This window comes from Saccharothrix espanaensis DSM 44229 (genome assembly GCF_000328705.1).
Classification (GTDB): Bacteria; Actinomycetota; Actinomycetes; order Mycobacteriales; family Pseudonocardiaceae; genus Actinosynnema; species Actinosynnema espanaense.
In genome coordinates this window covers 7,237,414-7,261,749 of record NC_019673.1, presented here as the reverse complement: position 1 = coordinate 7,261,749, position 24,336 = coordinate 7,237,414, and the positions used below count along the sequence as shown (strand labels likewise).

The 24,336-nt window shown below is 73.0% G+C and carries 23 protein-coding genes; 19 read left to right on the top strand and 4 right to left on the bottom strand.

Features of this window, described 5'->3' with window-relative positions; all coding sequences use genetic code 11:
- Window positions 1-41 precede the first annotated feature (41 nt).
- The 18 genes from BN6_RS31440 (at window position 42) to BN6_RS31360 (ending at window position 19,943) form a co-directional block, all read left to right on the top strand.
- Window positions 42-650 carry a DUF4255 domain-containing protein gene (locus BN6_RS31440; RefSeq protein ID WP_015103879.1) on the top strand — a complete coding sequence of 203 codons (609 nt, stop codon included), beginning with the start codon at window positions 42-44 and terminating at the stop codon, window positions 648-650.
- Entirely contained in the window at window positions 647-2,638 is a 1,992-nt protein-coding gene (locus BN6_RS31435) for an ATP-binding protein (RefSeq protein ID WP_015103878.1), read from the top strand. The genes BN6_RS31440 and BN6_RS31435 overlap by 4 nt, the downstream gene beginning before the upstream one ends.
- A 141-nt stretch (window positions 2,639-2,779) precedes the next feature.
- Window positions 2,780-3,484, top strand: coding sequence for an eCIS core domain-containing protein (locus tag BN6_RS31430; protein WP_015103877.1), 705 nt, complete (start codon window positions 2,780-2,782; stop codon window positions 3,482-3,484).
- Window positions 3,485-3,773: 289 nt separating this feature from the next.
- The gene (locus BN6_RS31425) at window positions 3,774-5,297 is read left to right on the top strand and encodes a phage tail sheath family protein (protein WP_015103876.1); all 1,524 of its coding nucleotides are present in this window, start codon (window positions 3,774-3,776) and stop codon (window positions 5,295-5,297) included.
- Between the two features lie 13 nt (window positions 5,298-5,310).
- Entirely contained in the window at window positions 5,311-5,754 is a 444-nt protein-coding gene (locus BN6_RS31420; RefSeq protein WP_015103875.1) for a phage tail protein, read from the top strand.
- A gap of 4 nt (window positions 5,755-5,758) precedes the next feature.
- Window positions 5,759-6,193 (top strand): hypothetical protein, encoded by a 435-nt coding sequence (locus BN6_RS31415; protein ID WP_015103874.1) that lies wholly within the window; start codon window positions 5,759-5,761, stop codon window positions 6,191-6,193.
- Entirely contained in the window at window positions 6,190-6,348 is a 159-nt protein-coding gene (locus BN6_RS47515; RefSeq protein ID WP_015103873.1) for a DUF6760 family protein, read from the top strand. Before BN6_RS31415 ends, BN6_RS47515 begins: the two co-directional genes overlap by 4 nt.
- A gap of 1,413 nt (window positions 6,349-7,761) precedes the next feature.
- The gene (locus BN6_RS31410; protein ID WP_148303102.1) at window positions 7,762-8,064 is read left to right on the top strand and encodes a hypothetical protein; all 303 of its coding nucleotides are present in this window, start codon (window positions 7,762-7,764) and stop codon (window positions 8,062-8,064) included.
- 13 nt (window positions 8,065-8,077) lie between these two features.
- The gene (locus BN6_RS31405; RefSeq protein ID WP_015103871.1) at window positions 8,078-8,509 is read left to right on the top strand and encodes a phage tail protein; all 432 of its coding nucleotides are present in this window, start codon (window positions 8,078-8,080) and stop codon (window positions 8,507-8,509) included.
- Window positions 8,510-8,516: 7 nt separating this feature from the next.
- Window positions 8,517-9,275, top strand: a complete 759-nt coding sequence (locus BN6_RS31400) for a CIS tube protein (protein WP_015103870.1) — start codon at window positions 8,517-8,519, stop codon at window positions 9,273-9,275.
- Entirely contained in the window at window positions 9,265-11,079 is a 1,815-nt protein-coding gene (locus BN6_RS31395) for a VgrG-related protein (RefSeq protein ID WP_015103869.1), read from the top strand. Before BN6_RS31400 ends, BN6_RS31395 begins: the two co-directional genes overlap by 11 nt.
- Before the next feature lie 13 nt (window positions 11,080-11,092).
- The gene (locus tag BN6_RS31390; RefSeq protein WP_015103868.1) at window positions 11,093-11,374 is read left to right on the top strand and encodes a PAAR domain-containing protein; all 282 of its coding nucleotides are present in this window, start codon (window positions 11,093-11,095) and stop codon (window positions 11,372-11,374) included.
- A gap of 1 nt (window position 11,375) precedes the next feature.
- Entirely contained in the window at window positions 11,376-11,786 is a 411-nt protein-coding gene (locus BN6_RS31385; RefSeq protein WP_015103867.1) for a GPW/gp25 family protein, read from the top strand.
- Complete coding sequence (locus BN6_RS31380; RefSeq protein ID WP_015103866.1) at window positions 11,786-13,726, top strand: putative baseplate assembly protein; 1,941 nt, start codon at window positions 11,786-11,788, stop codon at window positions 13,724-13,726. The genes BN6_RS31385 and BN6_RS31380 overlap by 1 nt, the downstream gene beginning before the upstream one ends.
- The gene (locus BN6_RS31375; RefSeq protein WP_015103865.1) at window positions 13,723-14,262 is read left to right on the top strand and encodes a phage tail protein; all 540 of its coding nucleotides are present in this window, start codon (window positions 13,723-13,725) and stop codon (window positions 14,260-14,262) included. The genes BN6_RS31380 and BN6_RS31375 overlap by 4 nt, the downstream gene beginning before the upstream one ends.
- Before the next feature lie 176 nt (window positions 14,263-14,438).
- Window positions 14,439-15,308, top strand: a complete 870-nt coding sequence (locus tag BN6_RS31370) for a zinc ribbon domain-containing protein (RefSeq protein ID WP_148303101.1) — start codon at window positions 14,439-14,441, stop codon at window positions 15,306-15,308.
- Window positions 15,309-15,315: 7 nt separating this feature from the next.
- The gene (locus BN6_RS31365; protein ID WP_015103863.1) at window positions 15,316-18,549 is read left to right on the top strand and encodes a DUF11 domain-containing protein; all 3,234 of its coding nucleotides are present in this window, start codon (window positions 15,316-15,318) and stop codon (window positions 18,547-18,549) included.
- Window positions 18,550-18,638: 89 nt separating this feature from the next.
- Window positions 18,639-19,943: a COG1470 family protein gene (locus BN6_RS31360; RefSeq protein WP_015103862.1), complete on the top strand. Its 1,305-nt coding sequence runs from the start codon at window positions 18,639-18,641 to the stop codon at window positions 19,941-19,943.
- A gap of 46 nt (window positions 19,944-19,989) precedes the next feature.
- Here the strand turns inward: BN6_RS31360 and BN6_RS31355 are convergent, their stop codons facing one another.
- The 3 genes from BN6_RS31355 to BN6_RS31345 all read right to left on the bottom strand — a co-directional run bounded on the left by BN6_RS31355 (window position 19,990) and on the right by BN6_RS31345 (window position 22,004).
- Window positions 19,990-20,613 carry a helix-turn-helix transcriptional regulator gene (locus tag BN6_RS31355; protein ID WP_015103861.1) on the bottom strand — a complete coding sequence of 208 codons (624 nt, stop codon included), beginning with the start codon at window positions 20,611-20,613 and terminating at the stop codon, window positions 19,990-19,992.
- 68 nt (window positions 20,614-20,681) lie between these two features.
- Entirely contained in the window at window positions 20,682-21,359 is a 678-nt protein-coding gene (locus BN6_RS31350) for a response regulator (RefSeq protein WP_015103860.1), read from the bottom strand.
- Between the two features lie 6 nt (window positions 21,360-21,365).
- Window positions 21,366-22,004 (bottom strand): sensor histidine kinase, encoded by a 639-nt coding sequence (locus BN6_RS31345; protein WP_015103859.1) that lies wholly within the window; start codon window positions 22,002-22,004, stop codon window positions 21,366-21,368.
- 196 nt (window positions 22,005-22,200) lie between these two features.
- On the opposite strand from BN6_RS31345, the gene BN6_RS31340 reads away from it, so the two are divergent.
- Window positions 22,201-23,205 (top strand): radical SAM protein, encoded by a 1,005-nt coding sequence (locus BN6_RS31340; protein ID WP_015103858.1) that lies wholly within the window; start codon window positions 22,201-22,203, stop codon window positions 23,203-23,205.
- Here the strand turns inward: BN6_RS31340 and BN6_RS31335 are convergent.
- Complete coding sequence (locus BN6_RS31335; RefSeq protein ID WP_015103857.1) at window positions 23,189-24,178, bottom strand: PHP domain-containing protein; 990 nt, start codon at window positions 24,176-24,178, stop codon at window positions 23,189-23,191. The two genes, BN6_RS31340 and BN6_RS31335, sit on opposite strands and share 17 nt — an antisense overlap.
- Between the last annotated feature and the right edge of the window lie 158 nt (window positions 24,179-24,336).

The window sequence follows — 24,336 nt, the reverse complement described above, 5'->3', positions numbered from 1 at the left end:
GCCGCTGCCCGGCGACCTTCACCGCGGCCCAGGGTGGGAGCGTGATTCACGAGGTGGACGAGGCCCTTCGCCGGCTGGTCCGGGACGACGCCCTGCGCGGCACGGACGTCGAGGTCGCGTTCGACGCGCCGACCAAGGACTGGGCGGCGCGCCGCAACGCGCCCACCGTGAACGTCTACCTCTACGACATCCGCGAGGACGTGCGCCGCCGCCAGCGCGGCCTGCTCAACGAGTACGACGACGGCAAGGTCGTCGCCCGCCACCTGCCGCCCCGCTACATCAAGCTCTCCTACCTCGTCACCGCGTGGACCCAGCGCTCCGAGGACGAGCACCGGCTGCTGTCCGAACTCCTGGTCGGGATCCTGCGGCACGAGTCCCTGCCCGCCGCCCTGCTCACCGGCTCGCTGGCCGCGCTGGAACTCCCGGTCCCGATGACCGTCGCGCTGCCGCCGCCGGAGGACCGGGCGTTCGCCGACGTGTGGACCGCGCTGGGCGGCGAGCTCAAGCCGTCGCTGGACGTCGTGGTGTCCGCCCCGGTCGACGCGGGCCGGGTGTTCGCCGCCGGGCCCCCGGTCGAGGACGGCCTGCGGCTGGAGCTGGGTGACGACTCGGTCGCCCACCGCCCCGCCCTGTCGCGCAGGCTCCCGTGAACGCGGGCAGCCTGCCGCACCTGTTCGCCCGGCTGGCCGCGCTGGAGCGGCGCATCCGGGACGCGGTCGCGGCGCGCCGCCAGGCCGACCCGAACCCGGACGACCCGTTCCGCGGCCTCTACCTGTCCGACGAGGCGATCGAGTCGCTGCTGGCGTCCCGGCGCGATCCGTTCGTGCCGTCGCAGTCCGCGGTCGCCTCCGGCCGGCTGGGCCGGCTGGCCGAGGTCGGCGGGCTCTCCGGCCTGGACGTCGAGGTGCTGCTGGTGGCGCTCGCGCCGGACGTGGACAGCCGGTTCGAGCAGTTCTACGGCTACCTCAACGACGACGTGACCCGGCGGCGGGCCACGGCCGGGCTGGCCTTGCGGCTGTGCGGTCTGCCCGAGGCGTCGGCCGCCGGGCGGTCGCGGCTCGACCCGTCCGCCCCGCTGCTCGCCGCCGGCCTGCTGGTGGTGGAGGACCGGGAGCGCCCGTTCCTGTCCCGGTCGCTGCGCGTGCCGGACCGGGTGGTCAACCACCTGCTCGGCGACGACGTGCCGGACGCGGCGCTGGCGGGCGTGGCCAGGGTGGTGGACGAGCCGGTGCCCGCCGCCGACGTGGCGCGGATCGTGCGGGCGCTGCGGGCCGAGGTCCGGCTGGTGCACCTGCGGGAACGGCCGGGCGGCGGCGCGCGTGAACTGGCCGCCGCCGCGCTGGCGCACGCCGGGTTCGCGGTGCTGGAGGTCGACGCGGTCCGGCTGCGCGCCGAGCCGGACCACGACGAACTGGCCACCGCCGTGCTGCGGGAGGCGGTGCTGCGCGGCGCGGGCGTGGTGCTCGGGCCGGTCGAGGACGAGCCGCGGCTGCGCCCGCTCACCCACCCGTCGGTGCCACTCGTGGTGCACGGGCCCGACATCTGGAACCCGCAGTGGAGCACCGATCCCCCGCTGCTGCACGAGGCTCCGGCGCTGCCCGCGGCCTCCCGCGCCGACCTGTGGCGGGAACGCCTGCACGGCAAGCTCGCGCCGGGCGTCGACCCGGGCGCGGCCACCGCGCACTTCGTGCTCGGGCCCGGCCAGATCACCCGCGCCGCGCGGGCCGCGTCGGTGTCCGCGCTGGTGGACGGCGGCGTCGTGACCACCGCGCACCTGCGGGCGGGCGCGCGCAGCCAGAACGCGGCCGGCCTGCAACGGCTGGCCCGCCGCATCGAGCCGGCCGTGACGTGGGACGACCTGGTGCTGCCGGGCGCGGTCGTGGGCATGGTGCAGGAGCTGGCGGCCCGCGCCAAGCACCGGGGCCAGGTCATCGACGAGTGGCGGATGCGCCCCGGCGGCGGGCGCGGGCGGGGCGTGACCGGGCTGTTCGCGGGCGACTCCGGGACCGGCAAGACGATGTCGGCGGAGGTGATCGCCGCGTCGCTGGGCCTCGACCTGTACACGGTGAACCTCGCGACCGTCGTGGACAAGTACGTCGGCGAGACCGAGAAGAACCTGGAGCGGATCTTCACCGAGGCGGCGGGCGTCAACGGCGTGCTGCTGTTCGACGAGGCCGACGCGATCTTCGGCAAGCGGTCCGAGGTCCGCGACGCGCACGACCGGTACGCCAACATCGAGAGCGCGTACCTGTTGCAGCGCATGGAGACCTTCGACGGGATCGCCGTGCTGGCCACGAACCTGCGGGCCAACCTGGACGAGGCGTTCACCCGGCGGCTGGACGTCGTGGTCGACTTCCCGGTGCCCGAGCGGGACCTGCGCCGGGTGCTGTGGGACAAGTGCCTGGGCAGCAGCGCGCCGCGCACCGAGGTGGACCTGGACTTCCTGGCCGCGGCGTTCGAGCTGGCGGGCGGGCACATCCGCTCGGCGGCCGTCACCGCCGCCTACCTGGCCGCCGGGGGCGGCCGGCCGGTCGGGATGGCCGAGGTGGTCGGCGCGGTCGCCCGCGAGTACCGCAAGCTGGGGCGACTGGTCGGCGCGCGGGAGTTCGGGCCGTACCTGGACCTGGTCGCGTCGTGACCGGGGACGGTGCGCCAGGCGGGCGTGCACTGCCCGTTCGGGCAGCCCGGAACGCCCGTGTGGGCGTGCGGCCGATGCCGGCGCGGCCCGCGCCGGCGGGACCATCCTCTAGGGCGACACCTCTGACACGTGGGGGCGACCATGCGCGGTCACGAGCACGACGGCGAAGCCTCGTTCCGGCCGAAGGGCGACCGGGTCGAACGCGAGGAGCACGACCTGATGGGGCGTGCGGCGGCGGCCGGCCGGGCCGACGTCCTGGGCCCGGCGGGCATGCTGGGCCTGCAACGCGCGGTCGGCAACGCGGGCGCGAGCGCCGTGGTGGACGAGGAGTCCCCGGTGCACGGCGTGATCAGGTCCACCGGGTCGCCGCTCGACGCGGGCGTGCGCGAGGACATGGAATCCCGGTTCGGCCAGGACTTCTCCGGCGTCCGGGTGCACACCGACGGCGCGGCCCACGAGTCGGCCAAGTCGGTCAACGCGCAGGCGTACACGGTGGGCGAGAACATCGTGTTCCAGAACGACAGGTACGACCCGTCGTCCGACTCCGGCAAGCACGTGCTCGCGCACGAGCTGACGCACGTCGTGCAGCAGCGCAGCGGCCCCGTCGACGGCGCGGACGCCGGCGGCGGCGTGAAGGTGAGCGACCCGTCGGACCGCTTCGAGCGCGAGGCCAGTGCCAACGCCGACCACGTGATGTCGGCCGCGCCCACCGCCCCCGTGCAGCGGCACGACGGCCACGACCACGTCGGGGAGACCGTGCAGCGCGAGGACGCGCCCGTGGAAGAAGAGGAAGCGCCGGCCGCGCAGACCTACGTGCAGCGGGAAGAAGAGGAAGAGGCCGAGTAGCCGCTTCCCAGGGGCCCTTCCCGTTCGGGACGCACGCACGACGATCGTCGGCGTGCGTGGAAACCGTTGTGGTGCAGTGAATTCCGCTCTTCGACGTGCGCGCCGGTTGGTCGGGACGCCTCCCGTGTGGTGGTTTCGGCTGCCCGTGGAACGGCCGGACCGGCGGTTGCCTCTTCGGGCAGCTATCGGTTCCCCCTGGCACAGCCCGCACGGTCGTTTCGCGGAGGTGCTCGCCGGCCGGAGCATTCTCCCCACAGCCGGTTCCGCACGGACTTGGGAGGCAACGCAAATGCCCACCTATCTCTCGCCGGGGGTGTACGTCGAGGAGGTGGAAGCGGGTGCGCGGCCCATCGAGGGCGTGGGCACCGCCGTCGCCGCCTTCGTCGGATTCGCCGCGCGCGGCCCCTTCAACACCCCGACCCTCGTGTCCAACTGGGCGCAGTACACGCAGACCTTCGGCGACTTCGTCGAGGACTGCTACCTGGCCCAGTCGGTCTACGGCTACTTCCTCAACGGCGGCAGCAACTGCTACGTGGTCCGCATCGGCGGCGAGCGCGGCAACGGCAGCGGCAACGGCGCGGAGCCGACCGGCCCGCAGGCCGTCCTGGGCAACTACCGGGTGCAGGCCAAGGAACTGGGCGCGCCGGAGATCACCGTCGAGGTGGCCGACGCGGTGGGCGAGAACCAGCCGGAGGACCGGTTCACGCTGCTGGTCAGGCAGAACGGCCGGGTGGTCGAGACGCACAACGTGACCACCAAGCGCACCAAGGACAACGTGCTCACCGTCGTGCAGGAGAAATCGAACCTGATCACGATCGAGGAAACGTCCACCGCGTTGGCCAAGCCCGACAAGGGCGCGGTCACGCTGAAGAACGCGCCCGCCGCCCCGCCCGTGCCGCGCAAGATCGCCCCGGACGACTACGTGGGCGACGTCGCGGACCGCACCGGGTTCGGCGGCCTGGAAGCCATCGAGAACATCACCATGGTCGCCGTCCCCGACCTGATGAGCTCCTACCAGCGGGGTCTGATCTCGCTGGAGTCGGTCAAGGCCGTGCAGCTGGCGATCATCGCCCACTGCGAGCTGATGGGCAACCGGATGGCGATCCTCGACCCGCCGCCCGACCTGAACCCGCAGCAGGTCCGGGACTGGCGGCAGAACGTCGCGGGCTACGACTCGAAGTACGCCGCCCTGTACTACCCGTGGATCAAGATCTTCGACCCGGCGAGCGACGAGCACAAGTTCCTGCCGCCCAGCGGGTACATGGCCGGCGTGTGGGCGCGCACCGACGGCACGCGCGGCGTGCACAAGGCTCCCGCCAACGAGGTCGTGCGCGGCGCGGTGGCCCTGGAGACCCAGCTGACCAAGGCGGAGCAGGAACTGCTCAACCCGATCGGCGTGAACTGCGTGCGGTCGTTCCCCGGCCGGGGCATCCGGGTGTGGGGCGCGCGCACGCTGTCGTCCGACCCGGCGTGGCGGTACCTGAACGTGCGGCGGCTGTTCAACTACCTGGAGGACTCCATCCTCATCGGCACCCAGTGGGTCGTGTTCGAGCCGAACGACGACGCGCTGTGGGCCCGGATCCGCCGCACCATCAGCTCCTTCCTGGTGACGGAGTGGCGCAAGGGCGCGCTGTTCGGCCTCACGCCGGACGAGGCGTTCTACGTCAAGTGCGACCGCGAGACCAACCCCGCCGAGAGCATCGACCTCGGCCAGGTGGTCTGCGAGGTGGGCATCGCCCCGGTGAAGCCCGCGGAGTTCGTGATCTTCCGGTTGGCCCAGATCTCCGGCGGCACCAGCCTCGTCAACGAGTAAAGGCGGTTGAGTCATGGCCCTTCCCGACCTCGACACCTCGGTCGGCCATTCGTTCGGGCTCGAAGTCGACGGCGTCGCGATCAAGCAGATCTCCGAGGTCTCCGGCTTGAAGATGGAGCAGGACGTCATCGAGCTGAAGCAGAACACCAACGACGGCAAGTACATGATCAAGAAGTTGCCCGGCCGGCCCAAGGCGGGCGAGGTCACCCTGACCCGCGGCCTCACCGGCGACAACAGCTTCGAGAAGTGGGTCAAGGACGCGCACTTCGGCAAGATGGCCAGCGCCCGCAAGGGCGGCGCGATCATCGTCTACGACTACGAGGGCAACGCGATCAAGCGGTACAAGCTGACCAACGCGTGGCCCAAGTCGCTGGAGATCGGCTCGCTGAAGGCCGGCGACACCAGCGTCCTCACCGAGAAGCTCGTGATCACCTACGAGCAGATGGAAGTCGAGTGACGCCATGCGCAGGGTGATGGCCGCGGTTCCACCGCAACCACCGGACCCGGTGCCCGCGCCGGAGTCGTTGATGCGCACCGAGTTCGCCTTCGAGCTGCCGCGCGGGTACGTGGACGACACGGGCGTCGTGCACCGGTCGGGCGTGATGCGCCTGGCCACCGCGCGGGACGAGCTGGTGCCGTTGCGCGACGACCGGGTGCGGGAGAACGCGGCCTACCTCACGGTGGTGCTGCTGGCCCGCGTGATCGAGCGGATCGGCACGGTCACCGACGTCCACGTGGGCGTCGTGGAGAACCTGTTCGCCTCGGACCTGGCGTTCCTCCAGGACATGTACCGCAGGATCAACAGCGAGGGCCACACCCGCGCGGCGGTGGCGTGCCCGGAGTGCGGGCACGGGTTCAGCGTCGACGTCGCGGGCGGCCGCCTGGGGGAATCGTGACGTACGCGGCCGATCGCCTCCACGAGGAGGTCGCGTACGTGGCGTACCACTTCCACTGGTCGTGGGACTCCATCGTGGACATGGAGCACCACGACCGGCTGCGGTACGTGGCCGAGATCGCCCGTATCAACAACCGGATCAGCCAGGGGCGGTGAACCGCGATGTGGCCGTGGGGCAGAAGGCAGGCCGAGCCGCGTGCGGCGCAACCCGTGCTGCGCGGGGAGTGGCGTGCGCTGCCGCCCATCCAGCGGGTGCTCCCGGACCACCCGCTGGTGAACCCGGTGGAGCGGTTCTCGTCGTCGCTGGCGTCCTGGCGGTCCCCGGCCTACCTGGAGCCGCTGGCGCACCGGGTGGCGTCCGACGAACCGTCCGGCCTGATCGACGGCCTGGCCCGTCCGGTGGTGCCGAGGCCGGCCGAGCCGTCCGTGGCGATGCCCCTGGCCCACTCCCCGACCCGCAAGCCACGCGGCTCGGTAGTGCAACGCCTGCTGGCCTCACTGAGACCTCCCGCCACTGCTCCCACCACGGCGGCCCCTATTCCGACCCCGATCCCCGTTTCGGCGCAGATTCCGACGCCGGACGTTGAGCTGGCCACGGCAGAACAGGTCGCGGCAGAACAGATCGCGGTCGAGCCCGCACCCGCCGAGCCGATAGCACTCGGGTCCGCTTCGGCCGAGCCGGTGCCAAACGGGTCTGCGTCACCCGAACCTGTGTCACCCGCACCGGTGCTGGGAGTTCCGGAGTCGGTGCAGGTGGAGCGGGCCATCGCGCCTACGGAAACGTTTGCGGAGCCGGGTTTGCCGATCGTGGGCGAGTCCCGAGTGGAGCGCACCGTTGAGCCTCGGGCCGGTGCAGCCAGAAGCGTGGAGCCGCCGAGCGTCGAGCCGCCGAGTGTCGTGCAGCGGTCCGTGGAGTCTGCGCACCGGGGGTCGGTTCCTGTTTCGGGGACCTCGGTGTCGGTTGAGCGGCCGGTCGTGGCTCGGGTCGAGGCCCGACCTCGATCTGCTCCGCCGCGGCTGGGGCTGGGGTTGCCTCGGGTCGAACCTGCCGCTGGTCGGGCGGAGGAAGGGTCGCCGTCAGGCGGGAGGACGCTGGACACGGGACTCGTGAGGGAGTCCACCGGGCCGGTGCTGGGGATGGCATCGGCATTGCCTGTGTTGAGCGAACCAGACCATGTCGAGGCGCAACTGCCCGTGCCCGAGATGCAAACAGCGCCTGGCGTGACCGTTGTGCCGTCGGGGCTTGCGCCGACGATCGCGGCCCAACGGATCGTCACATCGAGTGTCACCGCATCGGGAACCACCGCGCCCGGCGTCATGTCCTCGGGATCTTCTGAGCGGGATGGAGTGTTGCGGAGTGCCGATGTGGTGGCGGGTGTCGAGCCTGACCGGAGCACGCTCGGTGTGGGGGGTCAGGCTGGGCCGCCGGCCCCGGCAACGTCGACGGCCCCGGTGTCAGCGGCGACAGCGCGCACAGCGCGCACAACGCCGAACGGGTACGTGCAACGAATTGTCGAGGAGACCGGGGCGTTGTTGCCTCGGGTTCGGCAGGTGGGGTTGGGGGCGCCGGTGGCGGTTTCGCACACCACCGGGACGTTCGTGCAGCGGGTCGAAGGCCCGGCCTCGACGCCCGAACCGCAGGTTCCGCAGCGTGCCGCCGAGGTCGTGGTGGCGCGGGAGGTGGCCGATGTGCCCGCCGACGCGCCCGACGTGTCCGCCGCTCCGGCCGCTGCCGGCCCGCCCGCGTCGGCGGGTGGGCCGGAGCCGGAGGAACTGCTCAAGAAGCTCTACGACCCGCTGTTGCGCCGGCTCAAGGCCGAACTCTGGCTGGACCGGGAACGGCGCGGGTCGTTGACCGACCGGTGGCACTGAGAGGACTGGGGCGATGGCTGAGGTGGAGGAGGCGGTCGCGGTGTGCTTCGTGGTGCGCATCGACGACGAGAGCCTCGGGTCGTTCAACAGCTGCGACGGGCTCGGCGTGGAGTTCACCGTCGAGCAGCGGGAAGAGGGCGGCAACAACGGGATGGTGTGGCAGCTCCCCACGCGGATCAAGTACTCGAACGTCAAGCTCTCCCGGCCGGTCACCAAGGACTCCGCCAAGATCATCACGTGGATCGCGGGCATGGCGGCCGGGATCTCGCGCAAGACGGCGGTCATCGAGGCCCGGACGTTGCAGGGCACGGTGATCGCGAGCTGGTCGTTGTCCGGCGTCGTCCCCGTGCGGTGGAGCGGGCCGCAGCTGTCCGCCGACTCGCCGAAGGTCGCGACCGAGACGCTCGAACTGGCCCACCACGGCTTCCTGTCGTCGGCGAGGTGAGGCGGCCGTGGCATCCCCGATCACGTTCACGTCGGCCGGCGCGTCGAAGGCGACCAGCTACGCCGCGCCCAGCAACCTGCAGAAGGCCGCGCTCGCCGTGCACAGCCCGCCCAAGGCCGGCGGTGCTGCCAAGCCCGGCGGGCTGCTGCACGAGATCGCCTTCCAGTTCAACCCCAAGGAGCTGGCGCTGAGCAAGAACGCCAAGTGGGAGCGCAGCCGGCAGGCCAACAACGCCAAGTCCGGCACGCCCGAGTTCAAGGGCTCGGACCCGGCCAAGCTCACCCTCGAACTGTTCCTCGACGCCACCGAGCACATGGACGACAGCGTGGTGAAGAAGGTCGAGCAGCTGTTCGCCTGCTGCGTGCCGACCGAGGACAGCCGCCAACACGGCAAGGGCTCGCCGCCGTGGGTGATCTTCAAGTGGGGCGGCATGACCGGCTTCCCGGCCTACGTCTCCAGCGTGAACGCGAAGTACACCCTGTTCACCCCGGCGGGCACGCCGGTGCGCGCGCTGTGCACGGTCAACCTGGAGGAGATCTCCGGCGAGCAGGGCGGCCAGAACCCCACCTCGGGCGCGCTGGCGGCCCGGGACTCGCACGTCCTGGTCGCGGGTGACACGTTGCAGTCACTGGCGTACGAGGCTTACGGCAACGCCGAGCTGTGGCGCGAGATCGCCGAGGCCAACGACATCGACGACCCGATGCGGCTGCGGCCGGGGTCGCGGCTGCTGGTGCCGGCGCTGGAGGAGATCCGCGATGGCCAATGAGAGCTTCGCGAACACCCTGGTGGTCGAGGTCGAGTCCGCGCCGCTGCCCGAGGACGTCAAACCGCTGCTGACGCACGCTTTCGTGGACGGCAGCCGCAACCTGCCGGACGTGTTCGTGCTGCGGTTCCGCGACCCCGGGCACGTGGTGCTGGCCAAGGGCAAGTTCACGATCGGCGCGAAGATCGCGTTGAAGGTGCAGACCACCGACCCCGGCGGGCCGCAACCGCTGATGAGCGGCGAGATCACCGCGGTCGGCGTCCAGTTCGACAGCGGCGGCACGTTCACCGAGGTGCGCGGCTACGACCTGGCGCACCGGCTGTTCCGGGGCCGTCGCACGGTCGCCTACCCGGGCATGACCGTCGCCGACATCGTCCGGAAGGTCGCGCAGCGGGCCACGATCCCGGTCGGCACGATCGATGACGTCAAGGGTGTCGGCGGTCGGCCGAACACCCAGATCAGCCAGGACAACCTCAGCGACTGGGAGTTCCTGTCCCGGCTGGCCGGCGCGGTCGGCGCGCAGATCACCGTGCTGGAGGGCAAGCTCGACTTCCGGCTGCCGGACGAGCCGACCGGCGCGCCGGCGAAGTCGGCCAAGGCCAGGTCGAACCCGCTGGTGCTGGAGATGCACCGGACGCTGCTGTCGCTGCGGGCCTCGATCACCGCCGCCGAACAGGTGCCCGAGGTGCGGGTGCGCGGTTGGGACTACGAGAACAAGAAGGAGATCATCGCGACCAAGAAGCCCGACATGGTGGGCACCGAGGTGACCGGCGTGGACCCGGTGGCGCTGGCGGGCAAGTTCGGCAGCCCGCCCTACCTGGCCACCGGGCCGTACCGGGCGCAGGGCGAGGTGGACGCGGTCGCCGCGGCGTTGAGCACGCAGCTGGGCGGGGCGTGCGCGGAACTCGCGGGCGTGGCGCGCGGGAACCCCAAGCTGCGTGCGGGGACGGCGGTGGCGCTGACCAACATCGGCGACCCGTTCGCGGGCAAGTACACGCTCACCAGCACCCGGCACCTGTTCGCCGAACAGGGCGGCTACACCACGGAGTTCACCGTCTCCGGACGCCAGGAGCGCTCGCTCTACGGCCTGGCCAACGGCGGCGGCGGGCGCGAGGGCCGCACCGGGGTGGTGCCCGCCGTCGTCACCGACGCCCGCGACCCGGCCAAGCTCGGCCGGGTCAAGGTCAAGTTCCCGTGGCTGTCCGACGAGTTCGCCAGCGGGTGGGCGCGGACCGTGCAGACCGGTGCGGGCCTCGGCCGCGGCGCGCTGGTGCTGCCGGAGGTCGGTGACGAGGTGCTGGTCGGCTTCGAGCACGGCGACTTCGACGCCCCCTACGTGCTCGGCGGGCTCTACAACAGCAAGGACACCGCGCCCACGCTCACCCAGGAGCCGATCGACGGCGGCACCGGCGAGGTGACGGTGCGGGGTTTCGTGTCCCGCAAGGGGCACAAGGTCGAGTTCGTCGAGGACGAGGGGATCCTGATCTCCAGCGGTGACGGGAAGTTCGTGGTCAAGCTGGACCAGAAGGCCCAGGTGGTCGAGGTGACCAGCGGCAAGGCCGTGGTGGTCAAGGCGCAGAACGGGATCACCCTCGACGCGGGCACCGGGCCGCTGGAGCTCAAGGGGCAGAAGATCACCGCGCAGGCCCAGACCGCCGTCGAGGTCAAGGGCGCGCAGGTGAGCGTGAGCGGTTCGACGGGCGTCAAGGTCGAGGGCGCGACGGTGTCGGTCGCCGGGCAGGCGCAGGCCGAGGTCACGGCGAGCGGCGTGCTCACCGTGCGCGGCAGCCTGGTCAAGATCAACTAGAGCGGAGGCGGACATGCCACCAGCGGCGAGGGCGGGCGACCCGACCGCGCACCCCGGCGTGGTCGGGCCGCCGGGGGTGCCCACCGTGCTGATCGGCGGGATGCCCGCGGCGGTCGTCGGCAACCCGCACGTCTGCTCGTTCCCCGGCCTGCCGCCGCACCCGCCGACCGTGATCGCGCCGCCGGGCTGCCCGACGGTGCTGATCGGCGGCCGGCCCGCGGCCCGGACGGGCGACCTGTCCGCGTGCGGCGCGCCCATCGTGCTGGGCTGCCCCACCGTGCTGATCGGAGGGTGACGTGGACTTCGTCGGCCGGGGACTGGCCTTCCCGATCCACACCGACGCGACCGGCTCGGTCGCGCTGGTCGGCGGCGAGCGCGAGATCGTGGAGAGCATCCGGCTGATCCTGGCCACCGCGCCCGGTGAGCGGCCGATGCGGCCGGAGTTCGGCTGCGCCATCCACGACCTGGTGTTCGCGCCCGCCGACGCCGCCACGGCGGGCCGGATCGCCTACGAGGTGCGGCTCTCGCTGGAGCGCTGGGAACCCCGGATCACCCTGGCCGACGTCTCGGTCGGGTTCGACGAGGTCGACAACGGCACCCTGCTCATCGACGTCCGGTACGCGCTGCGCGGCACGAACGACCCGCGCAACCTGGTGTTCCCCTTCTACGTCATCCCGCCGCACGAGGCCGACGAGGAGGGCGCCTGATGTCCCTGCCCACGCCCAACCTGGACGACCGCCGCTTCCAGGACCTGGTGGACGAGGCCAAGCGCCGCGTCCAGCAGCACTGTCCGGAGTGGACGGACCACAACGTGTCCGACCCGGGCGTGACGCTGATCGAGGCGTTCGCGCACATGGTCGACGAGCTGCTCTACCGGCTCAACCGCGTGCCGGACCTGCACTACCTGCGGTTCCTCGACCTGATCGGGGTCACGCTGTTCCCGCCCACCGCCGCCCGCGCCGAGGTCACCTTCTGGCTGGCCGCGCCGCGCGAGGTGCCGGTGGTGGTCCCGCACGGCGCGCAGGTCGCCACCGAGCGCACCGAGATCGAGGACCCGGTGGTGTTCACCGTCGACCGGGAGCTGTCGATCACGCCGTGCGAGCTGGCCCACCTGGTCACCGCGCCGGCCGACGCGAACCTCCCGCCCGCCGACCGCACCGACGAGCTGGTGGACGGCAAGTCGCCGGAGTGCTTCGGCGACCCGCCGGCCGCGGGCGACGTGGTGCTGTTCGGGCTGTCCGACGCGGTGCCCGGCTGCGCCGTGCTGTTCCGGGTCGAGGCGCACGCCGAGGGGCGCGGCGTCGACCCGCGCGACCCGCCGTGGGTGTGGGAGGCGTGGAACGGCGACGGCTGGACCAGGTGCGAGGTCGACCGCGACTCCACCGGCGGCTTCAACAAACCCGGTGACGTCGTCGTGCACGTCCCGCGCACGCACACCGTCTCGGTGGTGGCCCGCAAGCGCGCGGGCTGGGTGCGCTGCCGGGCCGTGGAACCCGCGCCGGACCGGCCCTTCTACCAGCGCCCGCCCAAGCTGCTCTCGGCCACCGCCGCCACGATCGGCGGCACCACGGACGCGACGCACGCCGACATCGTGCGCGGCGAGACCATCGGCGTGTCGGAAGGCGTTCCGGGGCAGCGGTTCGCGCTCACCCGCACGCCCGTCGTGGTCGCCGACGGCACACTCGTCGTGGAGGTCGCCACGCCGGCGGGCTGGGAGCGCTGGACCGAGGTCCGCACGTTCGCCGAGTCCGGCCCCGCCGACCGGCACGTGGTGCTGGACCGGGTCGGCGGCGAGGTGATCTTCGGGCCGGCGATCCGCCAACCGGACGGCGGGGTGCGCAACTTCGGCGCGGTGCCGGCCAAGTCGGCCGCGATCCGGGTGCCGGAGTACCGGACCGGCGGCGGGCTGCGCGGCAACGTCGCGCGCGGCCTGCTGCGGGTGCAGCGCGACCCGGTGCCGTTCGTCAACTCGGTGGTCAACCGCGAGCCCGCGAGCGGCGGCGTGGCGGGGGAGTCGGTGCGCGACGCGGCGCTGCGCGGGCCCCTCGTGCTGCGCACCCGCGACCGCGCGGTGACCGCCGAGGACTACGAGCTGCTGACCCGCGAGGCCGCGCCGGAGATCGCCCGGGTGCGGTGCGTGCCGGCCGGGCAGGGCTCGGCGGCGGTGCGGGTGCTGGTGGTGCCCGCCGTGGGCACCAACGAGGAGGCCGATTTCGGGGCGCTGCAACCGGGTGCGGAGGTGCGGCAGCGGATCGAGCGGTACCTCGACGACCGGCGCTGCATCGGCGCGCGGGTCTCCGTGGAACCGCCGCTCTACCAGGGCGTCACGGTCGTGGGGCAGCTCAAGGCCCGCGCCGGCACCCCGGAGGACGTGCTGCGCACGCGGGCCGTGCAGGCGCTCTACGACTACTTCAACCCGATCAGCGGCGGCCCGGACGGCGACGGCTGGCCGTTCGGCCGGCCGGTGCAGTCCGGCGAGGTGTTCGCGGTGTTGCAGCGGATCCCCGGCGTGGAGCTGGTCGAGGACGTCAAGCTGTTCGGCGCGAACCCGGTGACCGGCGAGCGCGGCAACGCGGTGCCCCGGCTGGACCTGCCGCCCAACGGGCTGGCGTTCTCCTACGGCCACCAGGTGCGGGTGACGCGATGAGGACCGGCGGACCGACCCTGCCCACGCCGCACCCGCTGGCCGACCGGCTGCCCGCGGTGTACCTGGAGGACGACTTCACCCAGCGGTTCCTGGCGGCGCTGGACGAGGTGCTCGCGCCGGTGTTCACCGCGCTGGACGGCTTCGCGGGCTACCTGGACCCCAGGGTCGCGCCGGAGGACTTCCTGGACTGGCTGGCACACTGGGTGGCGCTGGACGTCGGCGAGGGTTGGTCGGTGCAACACCGCCGGCTGCTGGTGGCCACGGCGGTCCGGCTGCACCGCAGGCGTGGCACCCGGCCGGGCCTGGTGGAGCACGTGAGCCTGCTGACCGGCGGGCGGGTCGAGGTGTCCGACAGCGGGGGCTGCACGTCGACCGACCGGCCGGGCGCGCCGCTGCCGGACGGCGGGCCCGCGCGGGTGACCGTCCGGGTCCGGGTCGCCGACCCGGGCGCGGTGGACCGGGTGCGGCTGGCCGCGGCGATCGCCGCCGCGGTGCCGGCCCACGTCGTCGTGGAACTGGAGGTGGGGGGACCATGATCGTCTGCGCGCAGTGCGGGGAGCGCAACGCCGAGGGCGCGGAGTTCTGCGGCTCGTGCGGCACCTACCTGGAGTGGGAGCCCAAACCCGCCCAGCAGCCCGTACTGCACCAACCTGTGCAGCACCAATCTGGGCAGCACCAACCTGTGCCATACCAATCTGGGCAGCATCAATCTGTGCCGTATCAACCTGGACAGCACCAGCCCGGCCCGGAACCGCAGCAGCCGGGGGCGATGCAGCCCACGACCGAGCGGCAGGCCCCGGCCGGGCACCAGCCCCGGCTCACCGAGCGCCGCGCGGCCCAGGCCGGCGACCTGATCTGCGGCCAGTGCGGCGAGGCCAACCCGCCGGTCCGGAAGTTCTGCGCGCGCTGCGGGTCCGGCCTGGTGGAGGCGCGGGTCGTGGCGGAGAAGTGGTGGCGGCGGATCTTCCCGAAGCGGGAGCCCGCCAAGGCCGGCACCCGGCACCGGCGGCGCGGGTCGGCCGGCCGGGCGATCGGCCGGGTGGTCCGGTGGGTGCTGGCGATCCTGCTGCTCGCCGGGATCGGCGCGTACGGGCTGATCAGCCCGTTCCGCCAGGCGGTGAACGGCCAGGCGGTGTCGGCGGCGAACACCGTGCGGAACTGGTTCTCCGAGCAGGTGCTGCCGGTGCGCCCGAGCCAGGTGACCGCGAGCGCGTCCATCGCCGACCACGGGCCGGACCTGGTGGCCGACAACGCGAAGAACACCTACTGGGCCGCGCCCGCCCAACCGCTGCCCGCCCTGGTGTTCACCTTCGAGGCGCCGGTCACCCTGAACGAGGCCATCTTCCAGATCGGCATCGGCGAGGACTTCCAGACCGCCCTGCGCCCCCACCAGCTGCACCTCGTGTACTCGACCGGCGGCACGTTCGACCTCTCGCTGGCCGACGAGCCCGGCCCGCAGACGGTGAAGGTCCAGAACGCGGGGGGCGTGCAGCGGGTCGAGATGTACATCGTGTCGACGTACCCCTCCTTGCAGGGCACCGACGTCGCCATCTCCGAGATCGAGTTCTTCACGGTGGAATGAGGCAGCGGTGGGGATCGGACGGACGAACCGGTCGACGGTGGTCGCGGTGGTGTGCGTGCTGTTAGCGGGTCTGCTGCCGGCCGCCCGGCCCCTGGTGGCCGCCGCGCAGCCGGATCCGCTCCAGCCGTACCGGATCGGGGTGGACCGGGGCGATCCCGGCGACATCTGGAGCACCGACTCGCGCGGCGGCGACCAGCGCGCGGTCACCCGCGACGGCGAGCCCGACGAGACCGACCCCGCCTACTCGCCGGACGGCACCCGGATCGCCTGGACCGAGTTCGGCGGCGGGGAGGACCCGCCCCGGGTCCGGGTCGCGAACGCCGACGGCTCGGCCGCCCGCTACCTCGGCGAGCGCCGTGGCCTGTCGCAGCCCACGTGGTCGCCCGACGGCACCCGGATCGCCGTGACGGACCGGGATTCGATCAGCGTCCTGCGCGCTTCGGACGGCGCGCTGCTGTCGACCGTGCCGCGCCCCGACCACCTGCGCGGCCAGGACAGCCAACCCGCGTGGTCGCCCGACGGCCGCACCATCGCGTTCAGCCGCACCAGCCAGGGCCAGGACACCCCGCTGGTCACGCCGCGCTCGGTGGGCGCGTCCACCTCCGAGGGCGGCTCGTTCAGCACGTCCGCGACCCTGCGCACCCCGGCCGTGCCCCGGCTGCCCGAGATCGTGTTCCTGGTGGACACCACCGGTTCCATGGGCGACGCGCTGGCCGTGTTCAAGGCCGAGATCCCCAAGGTGATGGACGAGATCCTCGTCCGCGATCCCGGCGCGAGGTTCGGCGTGGCCTCCTACAAGGACACGCCCGACCAAGGGCGGCGCTACGAGCTCCTGCTCGCCCTGACGAGCCCGGCCGAGGTCAAGGCGCTGCTGGCGGACCCCGAGCAGCTCAAGGCCGAGGGCGGCGGCGACAGCGCCCCGGAGGACTGGTTCAACGGCCTGCACCGGATCGCCCGCGACCTCGACCTGGAGAACCAGGGCCGGCACCGGCTGTTCGACACGCCCGGCGCGAGCCGGATCGTCGTGCTCGCCGGCGACGCGAGCAGCAAGCAGACCGGCGACCCGTGCGAGTCCGACCTCGACCCGCCGGTCTGCGAGTGGTACTGGTCGCTCGACGAGATCAAGTTCGACCTCGCCGGCGGCTACCCGCCCACCGGGCAGCCGCGCGGCATCAAGCTCGTCGCGGTGCCGATCCTGGGTTCCGGCGACGGGCTGGACCGCCAACTCCAGGCCACCGAACTGGTCCGGCACACCGGCGGCTCGATGGTCACCGAGGGCGCGCGGCCGACCGAGATCGCCAACGCGATCGACCGCGGCATCAAGAGCATCCCGGTCACCGTCACGCCCGTCGCGCACTGCGACTACGGCGTCTCCATCACGTTCACCCCGGCCGAGGCCACGGTCAACGGCGACACCGACGTCACGTTCCAGGAGACCGTCCGGCTTGACCCGCAGACCGGCCCCGGCACCCGGGCGGTCGGCGACCACAGGGGCTGCACGGTCCAGTTCCGGTTCGACGGCGAGGACCCGACCCGCCCGCACGAGCAGACGATCCGGATCACCGAGGCCGCCGCCGGCCTGCCGACCGTCGTGGTGAACGGGGCCGCCGCGCCCAGCCCGCAGGGCCTCCCGGTGGCCGTGACGTTCAGCGCCACGGCCACTTCCGTTGCCGGCGCGCCGCTCACGCCGTCCTGCGACGCCACGTCCGGCGCGCTGTTCCCGGTCGGCGTCACCAGCGTCACGTGCACCGCGGACGACGGCGGTCGGATCGGCCGGGCGGCCTCGATCGTGGCCGTGTTCGTTCCGGAAGACGTTGCTTACCAGGACATCTGGCTGGTCGACGTGACCGGACCCCTGGTGCAGACCGACTTGTCGGTGCGGTTCGCCGGCGTGTGCGCGCGGGGCGACGAGAACCCGGACTGGTCGCCGGACGGCCGACGCTTGGTGTACCAGCACGGGAACGGCCTGTGCACGGCCGACGTGGACGGTGCGAACACCGCCGTGCTGGTGCCGGACGGCTCGGGCGCGCGGCAACCCGCGTGGTCGCCCGACGGCGCGCTGATCGCGTTCTCCGCGCCCTCCGGGGAGGAGGGGCCGCGCCGGATCTACGCGGTGCCGCCCAGCGGCGGGACACCGGTCGAGCTGGTGTCCTTCGGTGCGCAGAGCGCGCGTGCCCCGGCGTTCCAGCGGCTGCCGGACCTGGTGGTGACCGGAGCGGTGGCACCCGCCCGGATCCCGTTCAGCGGCACCACGACCGCCCGGTTCCGGGTAAGCAACACCGGGTTCGCGCCGACCGACGCCACCGTGGCGCTGGCCGTCCCGGCCGGCCTGCGGGTCGACGAGCTGGTGCCGACCGCCGGCACCTGCGACGCCCTCGCCAGGACCTGCGCGCTGGGCCGGCTCGCGCCCGGGACCGGCGTGGAGATCCGGCTCACCGTCACCGGTGTCACGGCCGGCGCGCAGGTCGTGCGCGCCGACGCGGGCCCTGACGCGGGCCCTGACGTGAACCCGGCCGACAACCGGGCCGAGGTCACGATCACCGTGGACGAGGAGGTCACGCCGCCGCCCACACCCGGGTCGCTGTCGATGGCCGTGGCGGTGCTGCCCGCCGAGAGCTACGTCGGCGGCGCGGACGTCGTGCTGGTCTTCAAGCTGCGCAACGGTTCCGGCACGCCGATGACCGGCGTCCGGGTGGTGACCTCGCTGCCACCGCCACTGGTGCCGCCCACGGCGGCCTCGCCGGGGTGCGCGGCCGACGGCACGTCGTGCGACATCGGTGTGCTGCAACCGCTCCAAGTGGCCGAGGTGCGGATCTCGTTGCCCGCCAAGGCCGCTGTGGACACCAGTGCGGGCGGCTCCGCGCTGGGCACCGGGCCGGACGCCGACGCCGCCGACAACACCGCCGTCGGCAAGGTCCTGGTGCGCCGACCGGAACTCGCCGTCGAGCCGCTGGTCGGACCGACCGGGTTCGTGCCCCGGGTCACCGGTAGCGGCCTGCCGCCCGGTGCCACCGTGGCGCTCGCCTGGTCGCAGGGCATCTCCGCCACGCCCGGCACGATGACCGTGCGGGACGACGGCACGGTCGACACCGGGTTCCTGGTCTTCGAGAACGACCTGGTCGGCACCAGGGAACTGGTGGCCACGCCGGTGACCGGGCCCGGGTTCGCCGCCGTGCGGTCGAACCCGTTCCTGGTCGTGCAACGCACCCTGCAACCGCCCGACTTCGCGACCCGGGGCTGAACGGCTGCCCGTTGGGGCAGCGGGGAACGCACCACGCCCCACCCTTCCGCCACGTGCCCGCGCAGTCCGTCCACCGGAGGATTCGAGACATGGGCGCTACCGCGACGCTGTCCGCCACGGGCCTGGCCGTGGAACCGGGCTCCGAGACCACCTGCACGGTCGTCGTGCGCAACACCGGGGAGCTGGTCGACCAGTTCACCGTCGACGTCGTGGGCGACGCCGCCGGCTGGTCGTCGGCCGAGCCGGGCTCGGTGAACCTCGTGCCGCAGGGCTCCGCCGAGGTGGTGGTCCGGTTCGCGCCGCCGCGCGCGTCGGACGTGCCGGCCGGGCCGGTGCCGTTCGGGGTGCGGGTCGCCTCCCGCGAGGACCCGTACGGCTCGGTGGTCGAGGAAGGCGTGGTCGAGGTCGGCTCGTTCACCGACCTGAGCGCCGAACTCGTGCCCGGCAAGGTGGAGGCGGGCCGGCGGGGCCGGTTCGAGCTGGCCGTGGACAACGTCGGCAACCACCCGGTGGGCCTGCGGTTCACGCCGAGCGACCCGGACGGCGAGCTGGACTTCAGACTGGACCGGCGGGAGGTCGTGCTCGCGCCCGGCACCGCCGCGTTCGTGAAGCTGCTGGTGAAACCGCGCGACACGTTCCTGCGCGGGCAGCCCCGGTCCCGGCCGTTCCGGGTGGAGGTGCTGCCGAACGCAGGCAACCCGTTCGTCGCGGACGGCATGTTCGTGCAGCGCCAACTCATGCCCAAGTGGCTGCTGCCCGCGTTGCTCGCACTCGCCGCGCTGGCGGTGTTGCTGGGCGTGCTGTGGTTCACCGTCGTGCAGTCCGCGGTGAAGTCCGCCGCGCGCGACGCCGCGACCGAGCAGGCCGGTGACGTCAAGGCCGCCGCGCAGCGGGCCGAGGACAGCGCGGGCCAGGCGAAGACCGATTCCCAGGCGGCCAAGGGCAACTCGGAGGCCGCCATGCAGGCGGTCGGCCTGGACCCCTCCGCCGCCCCCGGAGCACAGCCGAGCGCGGTGCGCCCGGCCGCCACCCCGGCCGGCGACCCCACCGACTTCCGGATCGCCGCCGACTCGGCGATCACCGCCAACCCGGCGCTGTTCACCGACTTCGTGTTCACCCCCGCCGACGACAAGAAGTCGGTGAACGTCAGCGACATCGTGCTGCAGAACCCGTTCGGCGACCTCGGCCTGGTCCGGGTCGTGCGGGACGCGAACGGGACCCGCAGCACCATCCTGGAGCTGAACCTGGCCAACTTCCGCGACCTGGACCGGCACTACGTGCAGCCGTTGCAGTTCAAGCCGGGGGAGAAGATCGTGTTCTCGGTGAGCTGCCAGAACCCGGCGGCGAAGGGGAACTGCAAGCCCGCGGTGTCCTTCTCCGGACGGGTGGCGTGAGCGTCGATCTGCGCGGACGGGTGGCGTGGGCAGTCGGCGCAGCGGGTCAGATCAGGCCCTCGCGCAAGGCGAACGCGACGGCGTGGGCCCGGTTGCGCAGCTGGAACCGGTTGGTGATGTCGTGCAGGATGCTCTTGACGGTCCGCTGCGAGTAGCACAGCTTCTCGGCGATCTCCTTGGTCTCGAAGCCGTCCGCGATCAGCCGCAGCACCTCGGTCTCCCGGTCGGACATCCCGGCCATGGTCCAGCCGTTGGGGTTGAGCACGTTGCGCTGCAACCGGGAAACCCGGTCCAGCAGCCGGCCCAGCAGGTCCGGCGGCAGCGCGCCCTGCCCGGCGGCGGCGGCCTTCACCAGGCGCACCAACGTGTCCGGGGTGGCGTCCGAGCGGCGGATCACCGCGGACACCCCGCTGCTGACGATGGTGAGCAGCTCCGGGTCGGCGAGGTCGCCCGCCACCAGCACGATGTTCGGGCTGCCGGGCACCTGCAACCGGCGCAGCAGCTGCTGGGCGGCGCCGTCGAGCTTCTCCAGCACCACCAGCGCGACCGGCGCGGGCTCGTCCGGTTCGACCAGCCGGATCTCCGGCCGCGATCGCAGCGCGGCGGTCACCCCGGCCCTGGTGATCGAGTCCGCCGCGTGCAGCGCCACCGCGATCTGCTCACCGTTCATGTCAGCTCCCCGCCTCCGCGACCGATGCCCCCACCACCCCCATCGTCGCGACCCGGCGCGTCCCGGCACTACGGGCCCGGTGTCCCGACTTGTCCCGACTCGTCGCCCAGACCGGCCCGCTTGGCCCGGGACACCGCCTGCGCCCGGTCGGCGACGTGCAGCTTGCGCAGGATGTTCGACACGTGGTTGCGCACCGTCTTGGGGCTGAGCACCAGGATCCGGGCGATCACCGCGTTGCCCCGGCCGTCGGCCATCAGCCGCAGCACCTCGCGCTCCCGCACGGTCAGCTCCGGGAACGCCTCCACCTCGGACTTGGCCGGCGCGCCGAAGTACGCCAGCAGCCGCACCGCGATGCCGGGGCTGAAGATCGCCTCGCCCTCGGCGACCGCCCGCACCGCGCGCACGATCTGCTGCGGCCGGGCCGCCTTGAGCAGGTAGCCCAGCGCGCCCGCGCGCATCGCCGCGAACACCGAGTCGTCGTCGTCGAACATGGTCAGCACCAGCACCCGGACGGTCGGGTCGTGCGCCACGATCCGCCGGGTCGCCTCGACCCCGCCCAGGTCGGGCATGTTCAGGTCCATCACGACCACGTCCGGGTGCAGCCGCGCGGCCAGCTCCACCGCCGCCGTGCCGCCGGCCGCCTCGCCGACCAGCTCCAGGTCGTTCGCCGCCCCCAGCGCGGCGGCCAGGCCGTAGCGGAACAGCGGGTGGTCGTCCACCACCAGCGCCCGGAGCGCAGGCGGCATGTCCGCTCACACTCCGCCCGCGACCGGCAGGTCGAAGGCGATCCGGGTGCCGCCGGCGGCGGCGTCCCCCATCGCCCACGTCCCGCCGATCTCGCGCGCCCGTTCCCGCATCGAGTTCAGTCCCACGCCGTTCCCCTCGGGTTCGCCCGCGCCGCAGCCGTCGTCCACGACTTCGACGTGCAGGCCGTCCGCGCACCACAGGCGCACCACGCAGGTGCGCGCGCCGGCGTGCCGGACCACGTTGGTCAGCGCCTCGCAGATGATCCGGTAGGCCGCCACCTGGACGGCGATCGGCAGTTCCGGCAGGTCGCCCTCGGCCTTGACGAGCACCCGCACCGGGTGCCGGTCGGCGAGGGTGGCCACGTGCGCCCGCACCGCGCCCGCCAGGCCCAGCCGGGCCAGCTCGGCCGGGTACGCGCCGGCCGCCAGCCGGCGGATCTCGCCGACCGCGGTGTGCATCTCCTCCTCCAGCCGGGCCAGCAGCGGACCGGCCGCCGCCGGGTCGCGCGCCACCAGGTGCCGGGCGGCGCGCAGGCCGAGCGCGATCGCGGCGAGCGAGGGGCCCAGCCCGTCGTGCAGCTCGCGCAGCACCCGGCGACGGGCCTCGTCGGCCGCATCGGTGGGCACTGCGAACCTGCGGCGCACGTCCCCTCCCCCCGTCGGGCGGCATTCGGGCCTGGTCGCCTCGTCTGGAAAGTCGCATCCCCGGCCGCCGTTGTTTCAGGCGAACGCGCAGGTTCCCACGTTGGAGGGAATGGTCGGCGTTGTTGGTGACGCAATGACGTATCACCCGTGCGCTTGCCTGCTCCATACGGATAGCGGGCTTCACAGGAGGGTGGAAATGGGGCAAACGGGCGGCAGGGCGGTCCTGCAGGTTCACCCGACCAGGCTCTGCAACCTCAGATGCCTGCACTGCTACTCCAGCTCCGGGCCCGACGTGGCCGAGTCGGTGCCCATCGGCGTGCTGTCCGCCGTGGTCCGGGACGCGGCCGGACTCGGCTACGACGTGATGAGCGTGTCCGGCGGCGAACCGTTCCTCTACCCGGAACTGCCCGCACTGCTGAGGGCCGCTCGGGATGCCGGAATGCGAACGACCGTCACGACGAATGCGGTCGCGCTCACCCAGCGCCGGATCGGGCTGGTGCGCGGGCTGGTCGACCTGGTGGCCGTGTCGCTGGACGGCGACCAGGGCACCCACGACCGCATCCGGGACCAGGAGGGCGCGTTCGACAAGGCGCTCGCGGGCATCCGGCGGCTCACCGAGGCGGGCATCCCGGTCGGCGTCATCACCACCCTCACCCAGGGCAACGCCACCCAGCTCGGCGAGGTGGCGCTGGCCGCGTCCCAGTCCGGCGCGCTGCTGCTCCAGGTGCACCCGCTGGAACCCGAGGGCGCGGCGAACCGGCGGATGGCGGGGGAGCGGCCGGACGCGGTGGAGCTCGCCTACGCGGCCGTCGAGCTGGGCCGGATCGCCGAGGAGCACGGCCTGGCCGTGCAGCTCGACGCCGTGCCGCGGACCATGCTGGCCCGCAAGCCGGAGGCGTTCATGGCCGCCCCGGTGGCCGACGAGCAGCCGCTGGGCCACTGGCTGACCCCGCTGGTGATCGAGGCCAACGGCGCGGCCGTGCCGGTGGCCTACGGCTTCGACCGCCGCTACTGGCTGGGCAACGTGCACGACCGGCCGCTGGCCGAACTCGCCGGCGGCTGGGACGCGGTCCCGTTCCGGGACCTGTGCCGGGCCACCTGGCAGCGCCTGGTGGACGGCCGCAGCGGACCGCTGATCCCGTGGTACGGCCACCTGGTGCGGGCGTCGCGGACCGCCCGCACCGCTAGCGCCGGGAGTTGAGCAGCTCCGCGACGCCGCGCGTGTTGATCACCCGCTCCGGGTCGACGCCGCACTCCTCGGCCCGCTCGCAGCCGTAGGACAGCCAGTCGAGCTGACCGGGCGCGTGCGCGTCGCTGTCGATGGCGAACTCGCAGCCCAGCTCCACCGCGAGCCGCAGCAGCCGGCCCGGCGGGTCCCGGCGCTCCGGGCGCGAGTTGATCTCCACGGCGGTGCCGTTGTCCCGGCACGCGGCGAACACCGCCTCGGCGTCGAACTGCGACTCCGGCCGGCCCTTGCCGACCACCAGCCGGCCGGTGCAGTGGCCCAGCACGTCGACGTGCGGGTTCGCCACGGCGGTGAGCAGCCGCTCGGTCATCTCCGCCCGCGGCATCCGCAGCTTGGAGTGCACGCTCGCGACCACGACGTCGAGCTGGGCCAACAGGTCCGGGTGCTGGTCGAGCGAGCCGTCGTCGAGGATGTCCACCTCGATCCCGGTCAGCACCAGGAACGGGGCCAGCTCGGTGTTCAGCTCGGCCACCACCTCCAGCTGCGCGCGCAGCCGGTCGGCGGACAGGCCGTTGGCGATCGTCAGCCGCGGCGAGTGGTCGGTGAGCACCACCCACTCGTGCCCGAGGTCGCGCGCGGTCTCGGCCATCTCGCGGATCGGGCTGCCGCCGTCGGACCAGTCGGAATGCGTGTGGCAGTCGCCTTTCAGCCGCGCGCGCAGGGCCTGCCCGCCGACCGCGGGCGGCCGCACCCGGGACAGGTAGGCGGGTTCCCGGCCCGCCGCGGCGTCGAGGATGACGCCCGCGGTCGACTTGCCGATGCCGTTGAGGTCGGTCAGCGTGCCGTTGGCGACCCGCGTCGCCAGTTCGCCCGGCGGCAGCGCGGCCACCACCTCCGCCGCCCGGCGGAACGCCCTGACCCGGTAGGTGGGTTCGCCCGCGCGTTCGAGCTGGAACGCCACCTGTCGCAATGCCCAGAGGGGATCCACCCGTTCTGTCTACCCCGTCACGGCGTCGGGTGCGCGCCGATCGGGGTCGCCGCCCCGGTCGGTCGTGGGCTTTGCGCCGGTCCACTCCGGACCTGTGCTCTCGAACCGGCACCGGTTCGTCGCGAAGGGTTGCGGTCGCCGGGGCGGTGCGGTCAGCA